The 16,642-nt window shown below is 59.7% G+C and carries 16 protein-coding genes; 13 read left to right on the top strand and 3 right to left on the bottom strand.

Annotated features, from left to right (window positions below; translation table 11 throughout):
• The first annotated feature begins 4 nt into the window (after positions 1–4).
• On the top strand, positions 5–1,024 hold the full coding sequence (locus I6I71_RS09155; RefSeq protein WP_070494968.1) for a polyprenol monophosphomannose synthase: 1,020 nt from the start codon (positions 5–7) through the stop codon (positions 1,022–1,024).
• Here the strand turns inward: I6I71_RS09155 and I6I71_RS09150 are convergent.
• A complete protein-coding gene (locus I6I71_RS09150; RefSeq protein ID WP_052204342.1) occupies positions 1,011–1,388 on the bottom strand; it encodes an RNA polymerase-binding protein RbpA in 378 nt (125 codons plus the stop codon). The two genes, I6I71_RS09155 and I6I71_RS09150, sit on opposite strands and share 14 nt — an antisense overlap.
• 101 nt (positions 1,389–1,489) lie before the next feature.
• On the opposite strand from I6I71_RS09150, the gene I6I71_RS09145 reads away from it, so the two are divergent.
• Together I6I71_RS09145 and I6I71_RS09140 are read left to right on the top strand one after the other, a co-directional pair.
• Positions 1,490–1,837, top strand: coding sequence for a hypothetical protein (locus I6I71_RS09145; protein ID WP_070494969.1), 348 nt, complete (start codon positions 1,490–1,492; stop codon positions 1,835–1,837).
• A 3-nt stretch (positions 1,838–1,840) separates the two neighbouring features.
• The gene (locus I6I71_RS09140) at positions 1,841–2,527 is read left to right on the top strand and encodes a YceI family protein (RefSeq protein WP_236587294.1); all 687 of its coding nucleotides are present in this window, start codon (positions 1,841–1,843) and stop codon (positions 2,525–2,527) included.
• A 139-nt stretch (positions 2,528–2,666) separates the two neighbouring features.
• Here the strand turns inward: I6I71_RS09140 and I6I71_RS09135 are convergent, their stop codons facing one another.
• Entirely contained in the window at positions 2,667–3,953 is a 1,287-nt protein-coding gene (locus tag I6I71_RS09135; protein WP_052204348.1) for an SAM-dependent methyltransferase, read from the bottom strand.
• 107 nt (positions 3,954–4,060) lie between these two features.
• Here I6I71_RS09135 and I6I71_RS09130 point away from each other — a divergent pair, with 107 nt between their 5' ends.
• From I6I71_RS09130 to I6I71_RS09110, 5 genes are all read left to right on the top strand, one after another.
• The gene (locus I6I71_RS09130; protein ID WP_201820576.1) at positions 4,061–5,410 is read left to right on the top strand and encodes an NAD(P)/FAD-dependent oxidoreductase; all 1,350 of its coding nucleotides are present in this window, start codon (positions 4,061–4,063) and stop codon (positions 5,408–5,410) included.
• A gap of 244 nt (positions 5,411–5,654) precedes the next feature.
• Positions 5,655–7,748, top strand: coding sequence for a pyruvate formate lyase family protein (locus I6I71_RS09125; RefSeq protein ID WP_101734229.1), 2,094 nt, complete (start codon positions 5,655–5,657; stop codon positions 7,746–7,748).
• Between the two features lie 37 nt (positions 7,749–7,785).
• Complete coding sequence (gene grcA2, locus I6I71_RS09120; protein WP_052204353.1) at positions 7,786–8,037, top strand: autonomous glycyl radical cofactor GrcA2; 252 nt, start codon at positions 7,786–7,788, stop codon at positions 8,035–8,037.
• A complete protein-coding gene (gene pflA, locus I6I71_RS09115) occupies positions 8,038–8,913 on the top strand; it encodes a pyruvate formate-lyase-activating protein (protein ID WP_052204355.1) in 876 nt (291 codons plus the stop codon).
• A gap of 89 nt (positions 8,914–9,002) precedes the next feature.
• A complete protein-coding gene (locus I6I71_RS09110) occupies positions 9,003–10,076 on the top strand; it encodes a magnesium and cobalt transport protein CorA (protein WP_201820574.1) in 1,074 nt (357 codons plus the stop codon).
• Positions 10,077–10,085: 9 nt separating this feature from the next.
• Here I6I71_RS09110 and I6I71_RS09105 read toward each other — a convergent pair whose 3' ends face one another.
• A complete protein-coding gene (locus I6I71_RS09105) occupies positions 10,086–10,469 on the bottom strand; it encodes a PaaI family thioesterase (protein WP_101734227.1) in 384 nt (127 codons plus the stop codon).
• Positions 10,470–10,563: 94 nt separating this feature from the next.
• On the opposite strand from I6I71_RS09105, the gene gndA reads away from it, so the two are divergent.
• Genes gndA through I6I71_RS09080 form a run of 5 tightly spaced genes read left to right on the top strand, consistent with a single transcriptional unit; the run spans position 10,564 to position 16,641 of the window.
• Positions 10,564–12,036: an NADP-dependent phosphogluconate dehydrogenase gene (gndA, locus tag I6I71_RS09100; protein WP_201820572.1), complete on the top strand. Its 1,473-nt coding sequence runs from the start codon at positions 10,564–10,566 to the stop codon at positions 12,034–12,036.
• A gap of 10 nt (positions 12,037–12,046) precedes the next feature.
• Positions 12,047–13,345 (top strand): DEAD/DEAH box helicase, encoded by a 1,299-nt coding sequence (locus I6I71_RS09095; RefSeq protein WP_201820570.1) that lies wholly within the window; start codon positions 12,047–12,049, stop codon positions 13,343–13,345.
• Between the two features lie 23 nt (positions 13,346–13,368).
• Complete coding sequence (locus I6I71_RS09090; RefSeq protein WP_201820568.1) at positions 13,369–14,766, top strand: hemolysin family protein; 1,398 nt, start codon at positions 13,369–13,371, stop codon at positions 14,764–14,766.
• Positions 14,763–15,815: a hemolysin family protein gene (locus I6I71_RS09085; RefSeq protein WP_052204367.1), complete on the top strand. Its 1,053-nt coding sequence runs from the start codon at positions 14,763–14,765 to the stop codon at positions 15,813–15,815. The genes I6I71_RS09090 and I6I71_RS09085 overlap by 4 nt, the downstream gene beginning before the upstream one ends.
• Positions 15,802–16,641 (top strand): 3-methyladenine DNA glycosylase, encoded by an 840-nt coding sequence (locus I6I71_RS09080; RefSeq protein ID WP_201820566.1) that lies wholly within the window; start codon positions 15,802–15,804, stop codon positions 16,639–16,641. Before I6I71_RS09085 ends, I6I71_RS09080 begins: the two co-directional genes overlap by 14 nt.
• The last annotated feature ends 1 nt before the right edge of the window (position 16,642 follow it).

The following is a 16,642-nucleotide window of genomic DNA, read 5'->3' as shown; positions in this document are numbered from 1 at the left end:
AACAATGCTTAACGCTAAAGGAGCTTCCGACGTGTCGAATTCGACTCTGGTGATCATCCCCACCTACAACGAGGTGGAAAACCTCCCGTTGATTACCCGCCGAGTCATTGAGGCTGCACCCGATGTTGACGTCCTTGTTGTGGACGACAACTCGCCCGACGGCACCGGAAAACTTGCGGACGATCTGGCGGCAGAACACGACACGATCCACGTGTTGCACCGCACCGCCAAGGATGGTCTGATGGCCGCCTACCGTGCAGGGTTCCGCTGGGCGCTTGAGCGCGACTACCAGGTCATTTGCCAGATGGATGCGGATGGCTCCCACGCCCCGGAGGAGCTTGCACGCCTGCTGGAAGCAATTGAGAACGGCGCGGACCTAGTCATCGGGTCTCGCTACGTTGATGGCGGCGAGGTGACTAACTGGCCGCAGCAGCGCTACCTGCTGTCCAAGTTGGGCAACCGCTACATCTCCGCGGCGCTGGGGGAGGATGTCAATGACCTCACGGCTGGCTACCGCGCGTTTCGTCGTGAAGTACTCGAGCAGCTGGATCTCAACGAGCTTTCGCCGAAGGGCTTCATTTTCCAGGCGGAGGTTGCACACAAGGCGGGCCAGGCAGGCTTCGACGTTCGCGAAGTGCCGATTACGTTTGAGGACCGCACGCTCGGGGAGTCCAAGCTCAACGCGAGCTTCGCAGCGACCTCACTGGCTGAGGTGACCAAGTGGGGAGTGGCGGAGAAGACCACCTCTGCCGCCAACCTGCTCAAGGAAGTGGGCGCGCTTGCGCAGTACGAATTTGAGCGCTCCGCTCTGTCGCGCACCGGTGAGCGCTTGGGTTCTGCCGCAGAGAAGGCAGCCACTACGGTTGGGGAGATGTACAAGCTGGCGAAGTACGAGCTGAAGAAGTCCCCGCTGGCCAAGGCACCAAAAAACGCCGCCAACCTTGTCGGTGACGGCGTTGCGGCGGTTGGTGAGTTCACCAACCTAGCCAAGCACGAGTTGAAGCGCGCGACTACTGGCCGTTAGCGGCCTGCTGCTCCTTGGCAATGCGCGCTGCGTTACGACGCCGCTTGCGCAGCTGCTCCAAACGCTCCTCGAGGAGCACATCCAGCTCCTCGATGCTGCGGCGCTCACGCAGCATGTCCCAGTGGGTACGCGGCGGCTTGGCTGGCTTAGCTTCGACGCCTTCGCCCTCCATCAGGATGCCGATCTGGCCGTTTTTGCACATCCACTCTTCGGGAATCTCGGCATCGTCCGCGAACGGCACCTCATAGACCTCACCGTTGGGGGTCTTGTATTTGGCCATTTGACGCGGCGCGAGGTCGTGGTCGCGGTCCGTTTCGTAGCTCACAGCGCCCATTCGGCTGCCGCGCAACACGCGATCTGCCATGCTCTCACAGTCCCTTCATTTGCTGCAACGATTAGTGCGATCGATTAAGTATAACGAGGAAGCTTCAAGGATTGTTCCCGGCTGTACTAGAATGTTTGGGCGTGGCAGCCCAGACCAGTTTTACCGACAGGGCCGCACCTGCTTGTCAGTGGTGCGGGAAAGAGCTGGCGCCGCAGGAGGGGAGAGGCAGGAAACGGAAATACTGCAGCCCCAGTTGCAAGCAGCGTGCGTATGAGCAAAGGCATAATATTGCTGGTACGGCGGTTGCTGAAGGCTCCGTTGTACTGCGCCCGGAGCGCGTAGGAGAGCTTCGCGATGAGCTGTATGCGCTCAAGTGCGCCGCGGAAGATATTGCAACGGCAGCTGCGGAAGGGGCAAAGGCAGACGAAATTCGTCACCTTTGTGACGAATTAGTTGAGCTGGCCACACACATTGAAAAGCTGAGGTAGAAGGTGCAGACGAAACAAAAGGTTCTGATCGCGGTAGTCTCCGTATTTGCCGTATTTGCGCTGCTCATTGCATTTGTTCCGCTAGCAATCAACATGCTTGGCAGTGGCGTAAAAACGGAAGGTATCGATCATTCGGCACTGAAGCCAAGTTCAACCGACATTGATGGCGAATGGAGCGTGAGCAACCGCCCAAACGCAAACCGTTCGGCAGCCGGATTCACCTTCAATGAGGTGCTGCCCGGTGAGCGCAGGGAGACCTCGGGATCCACGAACGGTATTACCGGATTTGCAACCATTGAGGCCGGCACGCTGACCGCCGGCAAGATCACTGTGGACATGACGAATATCACCACAGACAGCGATGTACGTGATAACAATGTCCGTCGCAAGATTTTCCATACTGATCAGTTCCCGGAATCCACGTTTGAGCTCACTGAGCCTGTCGACGTCAGCGAGCTGCCCACAGACGCCAACGTCGGAGAGGTGACGCTTACGGGCAACCTGACCATCATGGGGACAACGAACTCTGTGACGCAGACGTTTGAGGTTGCGCGTTCCGGCGACAACCTGATTATCGCGGGCGACATTCCGATTAACCGTTTGGATTACGGTGTGGACACGCCGGAGTTTGTCGCGGCAAAGATTGCGGAGGAAGGCGAGATCAACATCCGCATCAACCTGGCCAAATAGTCGCCCTTAACGTCACGTTACGTTATTGGGGGTATATGGCTTCACCTTTCCATGGTGCGGCCATTATCATTATTTGTCCGATAATGTACATTATGTCAAGTAACGTTAGTGGGGACGCACCCTAGTCCCGCCCTTCGACCTAGCGCCCGCGACGCCGGCGCCGAACCATGGTCAGCTGTGTCAAGCTCAGCATCCCCTCTCGCGCCAACGCCTCGCGCAGCGCCAGCTGCCAGATCCACAGGCGCCGGTACACAACGTCAAACCCATCGGCCGCCGCGTCGCGCAGATTGCCCTCAAAGGTTCGGCGCTGCAACGCCAACGATTCAGCCAGGTGCTCCGGCGCTCGCGTCTCCGCGATGATGCGCAGTCCGGTGTTCCGGTCGGTGGTTTTGGCGATGTCGTGTGACGTCGAAAAGCTTAAGCCCGGCCAAATGTATGCCCGCAGCGATTCGAGGGCCGCAACGGCCGCCGACGGCAACCGCTCCACACACACCACCGTTTGTATACACACCATACCGCTTGGAACCAGGGAGTTATCAAGCAAGCGCAGGAACTCCCCCTTAGCCTTCTCCGGCAGTGTCTCAAGGTGCTCCACGCTCACAATGGCGTCATACGCACCGTGGGCAGCTTCGCCCAAGGTCTCAACCCGCACAGCATCGGCGACACCCGCAAACGTGAGTTGTTCACGCAGCTCCGCAGCTGCTTGGTCAGAATTTGCCACGCAGTCCACGGTCGCGCCACGACGGCTCGCCGCAACCGCCAGCGCAGAGCCCGCCGCGGGCCGAATCTGCAGGTGGATGCCTGTTCCGGCATGCACTGCGTCAAGGAGCATCGCGGCACTGCGGGCTTGTGCATCGCTCAAATCCCCGCGCCCTGCATCCAACGGTGTGGCGAACTCCGTCACATCGACGAAATGTTTTGCAGGTTCATGTTGACGCCCCGCGCCGCGCACAAAGGATTTCACCAGCTCACGCTGCGTGGTAGGCACACCTGTCGAAAAATGCCCCTGAAATGGGCTAACGCCGTCGCCGGAGAAATGGCTAATCAGGTCCGCCGGCAGCTCATCAGCAGCCCTACTGGGTGAAATTCGTGGGGTTTTCGGACAGTACTTTGCCGCAATGAGGCCGCGCAGCACGGCCACTAGCGCGTCAGAGTCTGCCGTCTCCCACTCTCCTGCCAGGTATCCCTCCGCAAGGCCAATCCAGCCACTAGCAGCAATTCGCGCAAACACATCCGCATGGGCAACTACCAGCGCGGGTTCATCGCCATCAAGGGCAAGCCCTGCCTGGGAAGCCGCTTTGGCAAACGCTGCCTCGGCACGCTTTGATCGCAGTGCGGCACCACGTATGTGTGGTGGCGCAGCTACTCCAGGCCATGCGGATGCATCCACACCCACAAGGTGATCTGCGGCGCTGTTGACTGTCATTGCATTCACCTTAGTGCCGCTAAGTGCCCTCACTGTGCTACAACCCGGGATGGGGGCGTAGTATCTACCGGGGTATTTTCAGCTTCAATCACAAGGAGTGCTTCAACATGGCAGCAACGCCATACCGCCCTACTGGTAACCGCCACCACGTAGTCATCGTCGGTGCCGGTTTCGGTGGCCTTTATGCAGCCCGCGAGCTCGCTGGTGCCGATGTGGACGTAACGCTTATCAACCGCACCAACCATCACCTGTTTGCTCCGCTGCTCTACCAGGTGGCAACTGGTCTTCTATCTTCTGGCGAGATCGCGGTATCGGTGCGTCAGCTCACCCGCGGCATTGACAACCTCACGGTTATGCGCGGCGAGGTCACTGACATTGATACGCAAGCCCAGACCGTCACCGCCGTTGACGGTGGTGAGGAGCGCGCTTACGCGTATGACTCCCTGATCCTGGCTGCCGGCGCTGGCCAGTCCTACTTTGGCAATAACCACTTCGCCGAGTTCGCACCGGGTCTGAAGACCCTGGATGACGCGTTTGAGGTCCGCGCACGCATCATGGATGCCTTCGAGCGTGCCGAGCTTGCTGCAACGCCTGAAGAGCGCGAGGAGCTGCTCACTTTCGTCATCGTGGGCGCTGGCCCGACCGGTGTTGAGCTGGCAGGCCAGATCTCTGAGCTCGCTCACCGTTCCTTCGAGCAGGGCCAGTTCACCTTCCGCCCGGAGATGACCAAGATCGTGCTTATCGACGGTATGCCGCAGGTCCTCCCGCCATTTGGCAAGCGCCTGGGCAAGAAGGCTCAGCGCCAGCTAGAGCGCGAAGGCGTAACCGTGATCCTCAACGCACTTGTGTCCAATGTGGACGCAGAGTCCGTGACGTACAAGGACACCAAGACCAATGAGGAGCAGACTATCAAGGCTGCAACCAAGATTTGGTCCGCTGGTGTTGAGGCTTCCCCGCTGGGCCGCATTGTGGCCGAGCAGACCGGCGTTGAGGTCAACCGCAACGGCACTGTCCAAGTCAACCCAGATTGCTCCGTCGGCGACAAGCGCAACGTGTTTATCATCGGCGACATGATGAGCCTGAACAAGCTTCCGGGCGTTGCCCAGGTGGCTATGCAGTCTGGCGAGTACGTGGCCAAGATCATCACAGAGCAGGTTGAGCACGGCGTGGAGCCGGATCAGCGTGACCCGTTCAGCTACTTTGACAAGGGTTCCATGGCGATCATCTCCCGCTTCAACGCTGTGGTGAAGATGGGCAAGGTTGAGTTCAGCGGCTTCATCGGCTGGTTGATGTGGCTGTTCGTCCACGTTCAGTTCCTGCAGGGTCTGCGCAACCGCGTGGTCACCTCGTTTACGTGGCTGCTCAACGCGCTTAACTCGCGTCGTTACAACCTGGTCACCACCAATGGCCAGTTGCTGCAGCGCGTGGCGCGTGAAAACACGGAGACCGAAAAGTAGCCGAGGCCGAAAGCTAGCCAAGGCTAGCAGCACTCAGCTCCCCCGCCCTCACCATGAGGGCGGGTTTTCTGTGCCAAACGTCACGCCATTCGTATTACCTAAAGGGTCCGGTTTTCTTTATACTTGGATGTGAGCGGCACGCGCGTGGCGTCGTCAAGCGGGAATTGCCCAAGCGCAGCCGCAGGAACACTTCAATAGTCAAGAGAAGGACCGTGCAACTGTGACAGTTTCTACTCAGCCGCAAATGCAGCACCAAGCATGGGAAGGCTTCACGCCGGGCCCGTGGATGGAAACAATTGACGTCCGCGACTTCGTGCAGCGCAACTACACCCCGTACGACGGGGACGCCTCGTTCCTTGAAGGCGCTACCGAAAAGACGCTTCGCCTCTGGGACTATCTGGACAAAACCTACCTCGCTGTTGAACGTGAACGCCGTGTGTATGACGTAGATACGGACACGCCTGCAGACATCGACGCGTTTGCCCCGGGCTACATCTCCGAAGATGATGATGTGATTGTTGGCCTGCAGACGGACACCCCAACCAAGCGCGCCATGATGCCGAACGGCGGCTGGCGCATGGTCGAGCAGGCCATTAAAGAAGCCGGCAAAGAGGTCAATGAAGATGTGAAGAAAATCTTCACCCACTACCGCAAGACACACAATGACGCGGTGTTTGACATTTACACGCCTCGCATCCGTGCGGCACGTTCCTCCCACATCGTCACAGGTTTGCCGGATGCCTATGGCCGTGGCCGCATCATTGGTGACTACCGCCGTGTGGCGCTCTACGGCGTGGACTACCTCATTGAAGAAAAGCAGCAGGCCAAGGACGCCTCCCTTGCTAACGGGTTCTCCGAGCATTGGGCGCGCTACCGCGAGGAACACGCCGAGCAGATCAAAGCGCTGAAGAAGCTGAAGAAGATGGCCGAGGACTATGGCTTCGACATCTCCGGACCGGCTTCCACCGCTAAGGAAGCAGTGCAGTGGACCTACTTCGGCTACTTGGCGTCAGTCAAGAGCCAGGACGGCGCTGCCATGTCTATTGGCCGCCTCTCCCCTTTCCTGGATGCATACTTTGAGCGCGACCTGGCCAACGGCACCCTGACCGAGGTTGAAGCTCAGGAGATCATTGACGCTCTGGTAATCAAGTTGCGCATCGTGCGTTTCTTGCGCACCGAGGACTATGACCAGATCTTCTCCGGTGACCCGTACTGGGCTACCTGGACGGACGCAGGCTTCTCCGAGGACGGCCGCCACCAAGTAACCAAGACTGCGTTCCGCCTGCTGCAGACACTGCGCAATCTTGGCCCGGCACCAGAGCCGAACATCACGATCTTCTGGGATCCGCAGCTGCCGGAGGGATACAAGGAATTCTGCGCCGCGATTTCCATTGAGACGTCCTCGCTGCAGTATGAGTCTGACAAACAGATTCGTGACAAGTGGGGCGATGACGCCGCCATCGCTTGCTGCGTGTCTCCTATGAAGGTGGGCAAGCAGATGCAGTTCTTCGGCGCGCGTGTCAACGCGGCGAAGGCGCTGCTGTACGCCATCAACGGCGGCCGCGATGAGGTCAGCGGCAAGCAGATCACCGATGGCGACCACACGCCGATTCTTGGCGACGGCCCACTGGACTTCGACGAAGTCTGGCAGAAGTACGAGGAGATGCTCGACTGGGTTGTGGGCACCTATGTTGAGGCGCTGAACATCATCCACTACTGCCACGACCGCTACGCCTACGAGTCCATTGAGATGGCGCTGCATGATTCTGACATCATCCGAACCATGGGCTGCGGTATTGCAGGCCTGTCCATTGTGGCTGACTCACTCAGCGCGATTAAGTACGCCAAGGTCTTCCCGGTTCGTGATGAGACCGGCCTAGTGGTGGACTACATCACCGAGGGTGAGTTCCCGTTCTACGGCAACGACGATGACCGTGCGGACGACATCGCTGCCACCGTGGTGCACACCGTGATGCAGAAGATCAAGGCGATCCCGATGTACCGCGACGCCATTCCGACGCAGTCCGTGCTGACCATTACCTCCAACGTTGTCTACGGCAAGGCCACCGGTTCGTTCCCGTCCGGGCACAAGGCCGGTACTCCGTTCGCGCCGGGCGCAAACCCGGAAAACGGTGCCGATAACCACGGCATGGTTGCCTCCATGCTTTCGGTAGGCAAGCTGGACTACAACGATGCGCTGGACGGCATTTCGCTGACCAACACCATCACTCCTGCTGGTCTTGGCCGCAACAAGGAAGAGCAAGTCAAGAACCTGGTTGGTGTCTTGGACGCGGGCTTCATCATGGACAACGCTGACACGACCATCCAGCCGGCCTAATCCCCCACTTCACACAGATAAAGGAGCACTTCGAACAATGTCTACCCCTACTTTTGACGAGCGTCTCGCCTCCATGAAGGCATCCCGTGCTGCAAACAACATGGAGTCTGGCCTGTACCACGCCAACATCAACGTGTTGGACGAGTCCACGCTTGAAGATGCGATGGAGCACCCAGAGAACTACCCGAACCTGACGGTGCGCGTTTCCGGCTACGCCGTGAACTTTGTCAAGCTGACGAAGGAGCAGCAGCGCGACGTCATTTCCCGTACCTTCCACCAGGGCGCGTAAATGGCGTTTGATGGCACCAGCGGCGTTGTCACGCTTCAGCCCGAACAGGGTGAGCGTGTGCGCGGCGTCGCTGCCGGTTTAGGTGGGCTATCCACGGATGATTTGGAGATCACCCGTCCGGAGTTGCTCGACGCACGCCGTACCGGCGAGATCGGCTTGATCCACTCGTGGGAGTTGGTGACTGCGGTTGACGGCCCCGGCACCCGTTTGACGCTCTTCTTGTCTGGTTGTCCGTTGCGGTGCAAGTTCTGCCACAACCCGGACACGATGGAGATGAAAGAGGGCACTTTGGAGCGTATCGACGCGGTAGTAAAGCGCGTCCTACGCTACAAACCTGTGTTCAACGCCTCCGGTGGCGGGTTAACGCTGTCGGGTGGTGAGCCGCTGTTCCAGATCGCGTTTACCCGTCGTTTGCTCAAGGCGGTGCATGACGCGGGCGTGCACACCACGGTTGATACTTCCGGTTACTTGGGCGCGCGACTAACGGACGAGGACTTGGACAACATCGACCTGTTCCTCTTGGACGTCAAGTCTGGTGATCCGAACACCTATGAGCACGTCACTGAACGGCAGTTGCAGCCGACGATTGATTTCGGTGATCGTCTTCACGCAAAGGGCAAAAAGGTCTGGGTACGTTTCGTGCTTGTGCCGGGCCTGACGGATGGTGAGGACAACGTGCAGCAGGTCGCTGACATCGTCGCACGCTGGAAAGGCACCGTTGAGCGTGTAGAGGTCCTGCCCTTTCACAACATGGGCGCGGACAAGTGGAAGAAGATTGGTTTGGACTACCAGTTGGAGGACACGACTCCCCCGACAGCGGAATCTTTGGAACATGTGCGTTCAGTATTTCGCTCCCGTGGCCTGACAGTTTTCTAACCCGGGGTCTGCGCGTAGTATCACCTATTACGTTGAGAGCGCCTCGGGAGCGCCCTCCCCTTGATCCAATGAAAGGGGGCTTGGAGCCCATGCCGCCACGCATTCCACTTACGCGACCGCGACCGAAAAGACCTGAGCCCCCTTCGGGTACGCCCATCCGGGTGCCTATTGAACGCTCGATGGATTTCTGCCGGGTGTTTGTAGACGGCAAGCGTCTGCCCGGCAATATTCGCGTCAACCAGGCAATGGAAATTGTGCAGCAGCACGAGAACGCGTTTGTGTGGTTGTCACTGAAATCCCCCACTGAGGATCAGATGGAGCGGCTTGCCGGCATCTTCGATATTGATGACCTGATTGTGGACGATGTGTTGGACGCCCACCAGCGTCCCAAGATCGAACGCTACGACGAGCAGTTGTTTATGGTTGTGCGCTCCGTGCACTACCGCGATGACGAAGAAGTAGCGGACGCCCGTGAGATCATTTCCACCGGCGAGGTGCAGGTGGTTACGGGACCGAATTTTGCGGTAAGCATTCGCCACAACGCACCACTGCCGGATCTGACTGCCCAGCTGGAGGCGGAAGAAGACCTCGTTGTCCTTGGGCCCAGTGCGGTTGCGTGGATTGTGGCGGACTACTTGGTGGACAACTATCTGCGGGTCGCGGAATACCTGAGCCAGGACGTGGATGAGCTGGAAAACGAGGTGTTCACGCCGAAGCGCCAGATCAACATTGACAAGATCTACAACTACAAGCGTGAGATCTTGGAGATGCGCCACGCCATTGACCCGCTGGCGCCTGCGCTTCGAAACGGCCTGACCAATAACAAGGACATGGTGCGCAAAGCGCTGCGATCCTACTTCCGCGACGTACAGGACAACGCAACAATTGCCTCGGATCGCGTTTCGGGCTTTGATGAGCGTCTGTCTTCCCTGCTGAACGCTTCGGTAGCGAAGGTGAGCATGCAGCAAAACGCGGACATGCGCACGATCTCGGCTGTGGTTGGTATGGCAGCAGTGCCCACGCTGATCGCGGGTATTTACGGCATGAACTTTGAGAACATGCCGGAGCTAGGTTGGGCGTTTGGATACCCGGCCGCACTGTTAGTCATGCTCAGCGCGATGGCAGTGATGTTCTGGTGGTTCCGGAAGAACCACTGGCTCTAGGCTGGGTAGCTAGCCCTTGATCATCAACTTCAGGTTGGTGATCGCCACCAATTTGTCGTTGTTGCGCATTTCGATGCGCCACAGGTGCGTGGTGCGGCCAATGTGGACTGGGATCGCTTCTGCCTCAATGCGGCCGGAAGACACTGGCCGCAGAAAGTCCGTGTTGTTGTTCATGCCCACGGCAGCTTTCTGGCTGGTGAACATGGCTGCGAGGCTGCCGAGGGTCTCGCCAATAGCCGCGTAGACGCCGCCGTTGACAATGCCTGCCGGTTGGAGGTGCTCAGGGCCCACGTCGATGTGGGCTTTGATCTCTTCTTCGGAGCAAGCGGTGACTTCCATGCCGATGGTTTGGGCGAATCCGGTATTCATGCGGTTGATCTCTGCAATTTCCATGCCGGTCACTATACGTATGGTGTTGGGGTTTGTGGGCTAGTCGGAAACTAATCCGAGACGCAGTTGCCCAACGCGGCCACGTACACTGTGCTGCATGACTACCCCACTTGCTTCGGATACTTCCCTTGCTCAGATCGGCGTTGTTGGTATGGCTGTGATGGGCTCCAACCTGGCGCGTAACTTCGCATCCAAGGGCCACACTGTGGCTATTTATAACCGCTCGCCGGAGAAGACCCGCGCGGTGGTTGCGGAGTTTGGCCATGAGGGCAGCTTCATTCCGGCTGAGACGATCGAGGAGTTTGTGGCCTCGCTTGAGCGTCCTCGTAAGGCGATCATCATGGTGCAGGCGGGTGCCGCGACGGATGCTGTGATCGCGCAGCTGGTTGAGGCGATGGATGAGGGTGACATCATCATTGACGGCGGTAATGCCCTGTTCACGGACACGATCCGTCGTGAGCGGGAGGTTGCTGCCACGGGCCGTCACTTTGTGGGCGCCGGTATTTCTGGTGGTGAGGAAGGTGCGTTGCGTGGGCCGTCAATTATGCCGGGTGGTCCTGCGGAGTCTTGGGAGACCTTGGGTCCGCTGCTGGAGGATATTTCGGCGAAGGTGGACGGCACACCGTGTGTGACTCACATCGGACCGGATGGCGCCGGCCACTTTGTGAAGATGGTGCACAACGGCATTGAGTACGCGGATATGCAGGTTATTGGTGAGGCTTACCATTTGCTGCGTTACGCTGCCGGGCTGGAGCCTGCGGAGATCGCGGACATTTTCACGGAGTGGAACAAGGGTGATCTGGATTCCTACCTGATTGAGATCACCGCTGAGGTGCTCCGCCAGGTGGATGCGCGTACCGGCAAGCCGTTCATTGACATCATTGTGGACGCCGCTGGCCAAAAGGGCACCGGCCGTTGGACGGTGAAAGAAGCGCTTGACCTGGGCGTGCCGGTGACCGGTATTGGTGAGGCTGTGTTTGCCCGCGCCTTGTCTTCAGCGCTCGCGCAGCGTGAGGCGGCCCAGAGCGCGAACCTGCCTGCGGGCGATGTGACCACGCTTGAGGCACTGGGAGTGTCGCGCGAGGAGTTTGTGGAGGATGTGCGCCGCGCCCTGTACGCCTCCAAGTTGGTGGCGTACGCCCAGGGCTTCGATGAGATCAACGCGGGCTCCCAGGAGTACAACTGGGGCATCAAGCCGGGCGATCTGGCTCGTATCTGGCGTGGCGGCTGCATCATTCGCGCGCAGTTCCTTAACCGCATCACTGAGGCCTATGAGCGCGACCCGGAGCTTGCCTCCCTGTTGCTTGATCCGTACTTCAAGGGTGAGCTGGAAAAGGGGCTTGTTGATGCTTGGCGACGCATCGTGGTCACCGCCACCCGCCTCGGCCTGCCCGTGCCTGTGTTCGCGTCTTCCCTGTCCTACTACGATTCGCTGCGCTCCAAGCGCCTGCCGGCGGCACTGATTCAGGGCCAGCGCGACTTCTTCGGCGCGCACACCTACCGCCGTGTGGATATGGAGGGCACGTTCCATACCGCGTGGTCGGGTGACCGCGAAGAGTTGTCCTACTAGAATCTCTCGGATGACTTCTTTCGCCGACCTCGGCCTGCCCCGCGACATTGTCCGTGTCCTGCACAAACAGGGCATCACGGATGCCTTCCCCATCCAGCAGGCGGCGATCCCGGACGTGCTTGCGGGCAAGGACGTGCTTGGCCGCGGGCCGACTGGTTCCGGCAAGACGTTTACGTTTGGGTTGCCGATGGCGGCGAGGTTGGAAGGCGCGCCGTCGAAAAGCGGAAAGCCCCGAGGTCTTATTTTGGCACCGACGCGTGAGCTGGCCACCCAGATCCGGGAGCGGCTGGAGGAGCCAGCAGGCGCGCTTGGGCTGCGGGTGATTGAGGTTGTCGGTGGCGTGAATATCAACCACCACATCCGTGCGCTCGCCGCCCCGGTAGATATTTTGGTGGCCACCCCGGGCCGCGCCCAGGACCTGGTCAACCAGGGTTATCTACACCTGGATCGAGTGGAGATCACCGCGCTTGATGAGGCCGACCAGATGGCAGACATGGGTTTCATCCCACAGGTACGCAAACTGCTGGACATGACGCCAAGCGGCGGGCAGCGCCTGCTGTTTTCCGCGACTCTGGACGGGGACGTGGACAAGCTGGTCAAGCGCTACATGCATTCGCCTGTCACCCATTCCACCGCCCCGGTGGAGGCTGCAGTGGACACGATGGAGCACTACCGGCTGCTGGTTGGCAACCGGGACACGCGCGCCGAGATTGTCACGCAGATCGCAGCGCGTAAAGGTAAGACGATCATGTTCATGCGCACCAAGCATGGCGTGGACAGGCAAGTAAAGAAGTTGCGCCGCGTTGGCATCCACGCCCAAGGGCTGCACGGCGACAAGGGCCAGGGCGCACGCACCCGCGCAATCGAGGGGTTTACGGACGGCTCGACGCCCGTGCTGGTGGCCACCGATATTGCGGCGCGAGGTATCGATATTGATGACGTCTCGTTGGTCGTCCACATCGACCCACCCGCCGAGCATAAGGCGTATCTGCATCGCGCCGGGCGCACCGCCCGCGCTGGCACCACGGGCACGGTAGTGACGTTGGTGATGGATGAGCAGCGCAAAGAGGTTGCAACGCTGTTGAAGAAGGCGGGTGTAGACGCGCCGGAGGTCCAAGTACAGCCGCTGAGCCCCGAGCTGATTAAAATTACTGGAGCAACAAAGCCTGAAGGGCAACCTTTGCCACCGCCGGGACAGCCGCAGCGTGCTGCAGCCCCCGCACGGTCTTCAGGCAAACCGCAACACAACCGGCGCCGAAACAACCAGCGTCGCAACAACCAGCAACGCAGGAGGAGACACTCACGCTAAAGCGCTCGCGCTAGCACCACACCATGGACATATTCATATCCATCCTCTCCCTTATCGGGTTTCTGCTTCTCACCGCATCCACAGGCTTGTTCGTGGCTATCGAGTTCGCCATGACGGGCCTTGAGCGCTCCACTATTGAGGCGCACGTACGTGAGAAGGGTGACGCCCGGGCGCGCGCAGTGGCGCGCAGCCATAGCAACCTGTCTTTCGTGTTGTCCGGTGCGCAGCTGGGCATCACGCTGACCACGCTGGCCGCTGGCTTTTTGGCAGAGCCTGTACTCGGCCAGTATTTCACTCCCCTCCTTCAGTTGGTGGGCTTGAGCGAAAGCGCCTCGCGCCCCGTTGCCTTGGTGCTTGCGCTTGTGGTGGCCACGGTGCTTTCCATGGTGTTCGGTGAGCTTGTGCCGAAGAACATCGCGATCACAGAGCCGCTGCACACCGCTCGTTTCGTCGTTCCGCCGGTGAATGCGTTTAACGCGGTGTTCAAGTGGTTTATCAAGGCGATGAACTCCTCCGCTAACTGGATTGTGCGCAAGATGGGTATTGAGCCGGCGGATGAGTTGGCGTCGGCACGCTCGGGCCAGGAGCTTGGCGCGATGGTGCGCAACTCGGCTGAGGCAGGTGGCCTGGACGCGGAGACGGCTGCCGTGATTGATCGCTCGCTGCGTTTCGGCGAGACCACGGCAGAAGAGGTGATGACGCCGCGTTCCACCATCGAAGCGCTGGACGCGGAGGACACCGTAGCGGATCTCATCGCGCTTGCGCAGGAGTCCGGCCACTCGCGTTTCCCGGTACGTCGCGGCGATCTGGACGACACGATTGGCGTGGTCCACATCAAGGACGCGTTCAACGTCCCGCGTGAGGCGCGCAGTACCACCAAGCTTGCCTCCATGGCACGCCCAGTGCCGTTCGTGCCGGGCACACTCGATGGAGATGCAGTGCTCAACCGCGTGCGCTCCGCCGGCTCCCAGGTTGTGCTGGTGGCCGATGAGTACGGCGGTACTCAAGGCCTTGTGACCATTGAGGACGTGGTTGAGGAAATCCTCGGCGAGGTGTACGACGAGTACGACGACGCAGAATCCGAGCGCGACTTCCAACGCTTCGGCACCTCCTGGGAGGTTGCGGGCCTTGTGCGTCTTGACGAGCTCACGCAGAAAACCGGCTACGCCGCCCCGGACGGGCCTTATGAAACGCTTGGTGGCCTGATCATGTCGGCGCTTGGTCGGATTCCGCAGGTGGGCGACAAGGTTGTGCTGCCGCAGTTTACGGCGACGAGCTTTCAGGAGGAGCTGGAGACCGTCACGGACGGCTTCTGGCTGGCTCGCGTGACGGTGATGGATGATCGCCGCGTGGAGCGCGCCATCTTGTCCCCCGTCACGCCTGAGCAAGCCGCAGCGTTTCAGGAAGGCGGTGCGTTGTGAGCATTGTGACTGCAGTTTTGCTTATTGTCGTCCTCCTGTTGGCGAATGCGTTCTTCGTCGCGGCGGAGTTTGCACTGGTGTCTTCGCGCCGTGACCGTCTTGAGTCACTCTTGGCCCAGGGCAAGAAGGAAGCCAAGGGCGTGCTTTACGCCACGGAGCACCTCTCTATCTACTTGGCTGGTGCGCAGTTTGGTATCACGGTGGCGTCGCTGATTCTGGGTAAGGTGGCCGAGCCTGCGATTGCCCATTACATTGAGGTGCCGTTTGCCTCGACAAGTCTGCCGTCGGAGCTGTTGCACCCCATCAGCTTTGTCATCGCACTAATCATCATCTCGTTCCTGCACATTTTGTTGGGTGAGATGGTGCCCAAGAACATTGCCATTGCGGGCCCGGAGAAGACCGCGATGCTACTGGTGCCGGCCTTTTCGGTGTGGATGCGCCTGACGCGCCCGCTGCTAGAGGCGATGAACTGGGTGGCTCGTAAGACGTTGCTGGCCTTCGGTATTGAACAGCGCGATGAACTGGAATCCACGGTGGACCAGGAGCAGCTGGCCACCATGATCCGTGAGTCCAACGAGGAAGGCTTGCTGGATGCGGAGGAGACGCGTCGTTTGGCCAACGCCCTGCGTACGGAGTCTCGCAGTGTCACTGAGGTGATGATCCCGTTGGATGAGGTGCGCACCCTTGCGTACCACCCGCGCGGCATTCGCCTTGATGAGATCGAAGAGGCAGTACGTGAGACTGGCTTTTCGCGTTATCCCGTTGAGCGCGCGCCGGGCGTGTTGGTTGGCTATGTGCATGTGAAGGACATTTTGGATTTCCTTGCGGCGGAGGATGATCGTGCGCTTGTGCCGGTCAGCCGTATTCGTCCGTTGAGCATTGTGGATGGCTCGCAGTCCCTGGATGATGCGTTGACAAGTATGCACCGTCGTTCGGCGCATATGGCGCAGGTGCGTGTGGATGGTGAGCTGGTGGGTGTCGCCGCGCTCGAGGACATCATTGAGGAGTACGTGGGTACCGTGACCGACTGGACGCATGAAGACGATTAGTCTTCCCCCGCAGGTCTGGCAGGCACGTCAGGCGGCTCATCTGGAGCGTGCCAGCCGCTATACGGTCCCGCATCGCCAGCGCCGCACTCACGGCGAGAAGCACCCTGTGTGGGATTTCCTCTTTGAGTACTATCCGGTGCGGGCTAGTCAGCTTGAGCGGTGGCATCCGGGGTTGGGCATTCTGCTTATCGACGCCCCAGATAACGCCTCCTTCAACCCCACCGAATTCCTGGCCAAACGCGGTAACGACATGCAGCGTATCCGCGAACTCTTGCGGGCAACGCAGCAGCGCTCGCCACACTTTGACTGCTTCGGCATGCATGAGTGGGCAATGGTTTACCGGGATACGCCGCGCCATGATTTGCCGCTGCGCCTTGGTCCTGAAGGCACCGATGCGGTGGTTGAGGCACACCAGGTCAAGTGCAGCCACTTTGATGCGTACCGTTTCTTCACGCCTGCCGCCAAGCCGTTGAACGTGACGGTGCTGACGCGTGAGGGACAGGTTGCTAACGATCAGGCTGGCTGCGTCCATGTGTCTATGGATTTGTACAAATGGGCGGCGAAGATGGGCCCGCTTGTCCCGGGTGAGCTCCTGCTGGATGCCTTTGAGTTGGCGGTAAAGGCTCGTACGTTGGATATGGAGGCCTCCCCCTATGACTGTCGGGGGTTGGGTTTTGGCGTTGTCCCCGTTGAGACACCGGAGGGCAAAGCGCAGTACGTGGCGCGGCAACGAGCACTTGCCGCAGAGGCTGCGCCGATTCGGGCGAAACTTCTCGCGTTGTTGGATGCCCTGTTGGTCGATGATTCTGTTGAGGTTGCGGACTAGG

Source organism: Corynebacterium riegelii (genome assembly GCF_016728505.1).
Taxonomy (GTDB): Bacteria; Actinomycetota; Actinomycetes; order Mycobacteriales; family Mycobacteriaceae; genus Corynebacterium; species Corynebacterium riegelii.
Note: the sequence above shows the minus strand (reverse complement) of the source record. Positions and strands in the feature narration are given on the sequence as shown.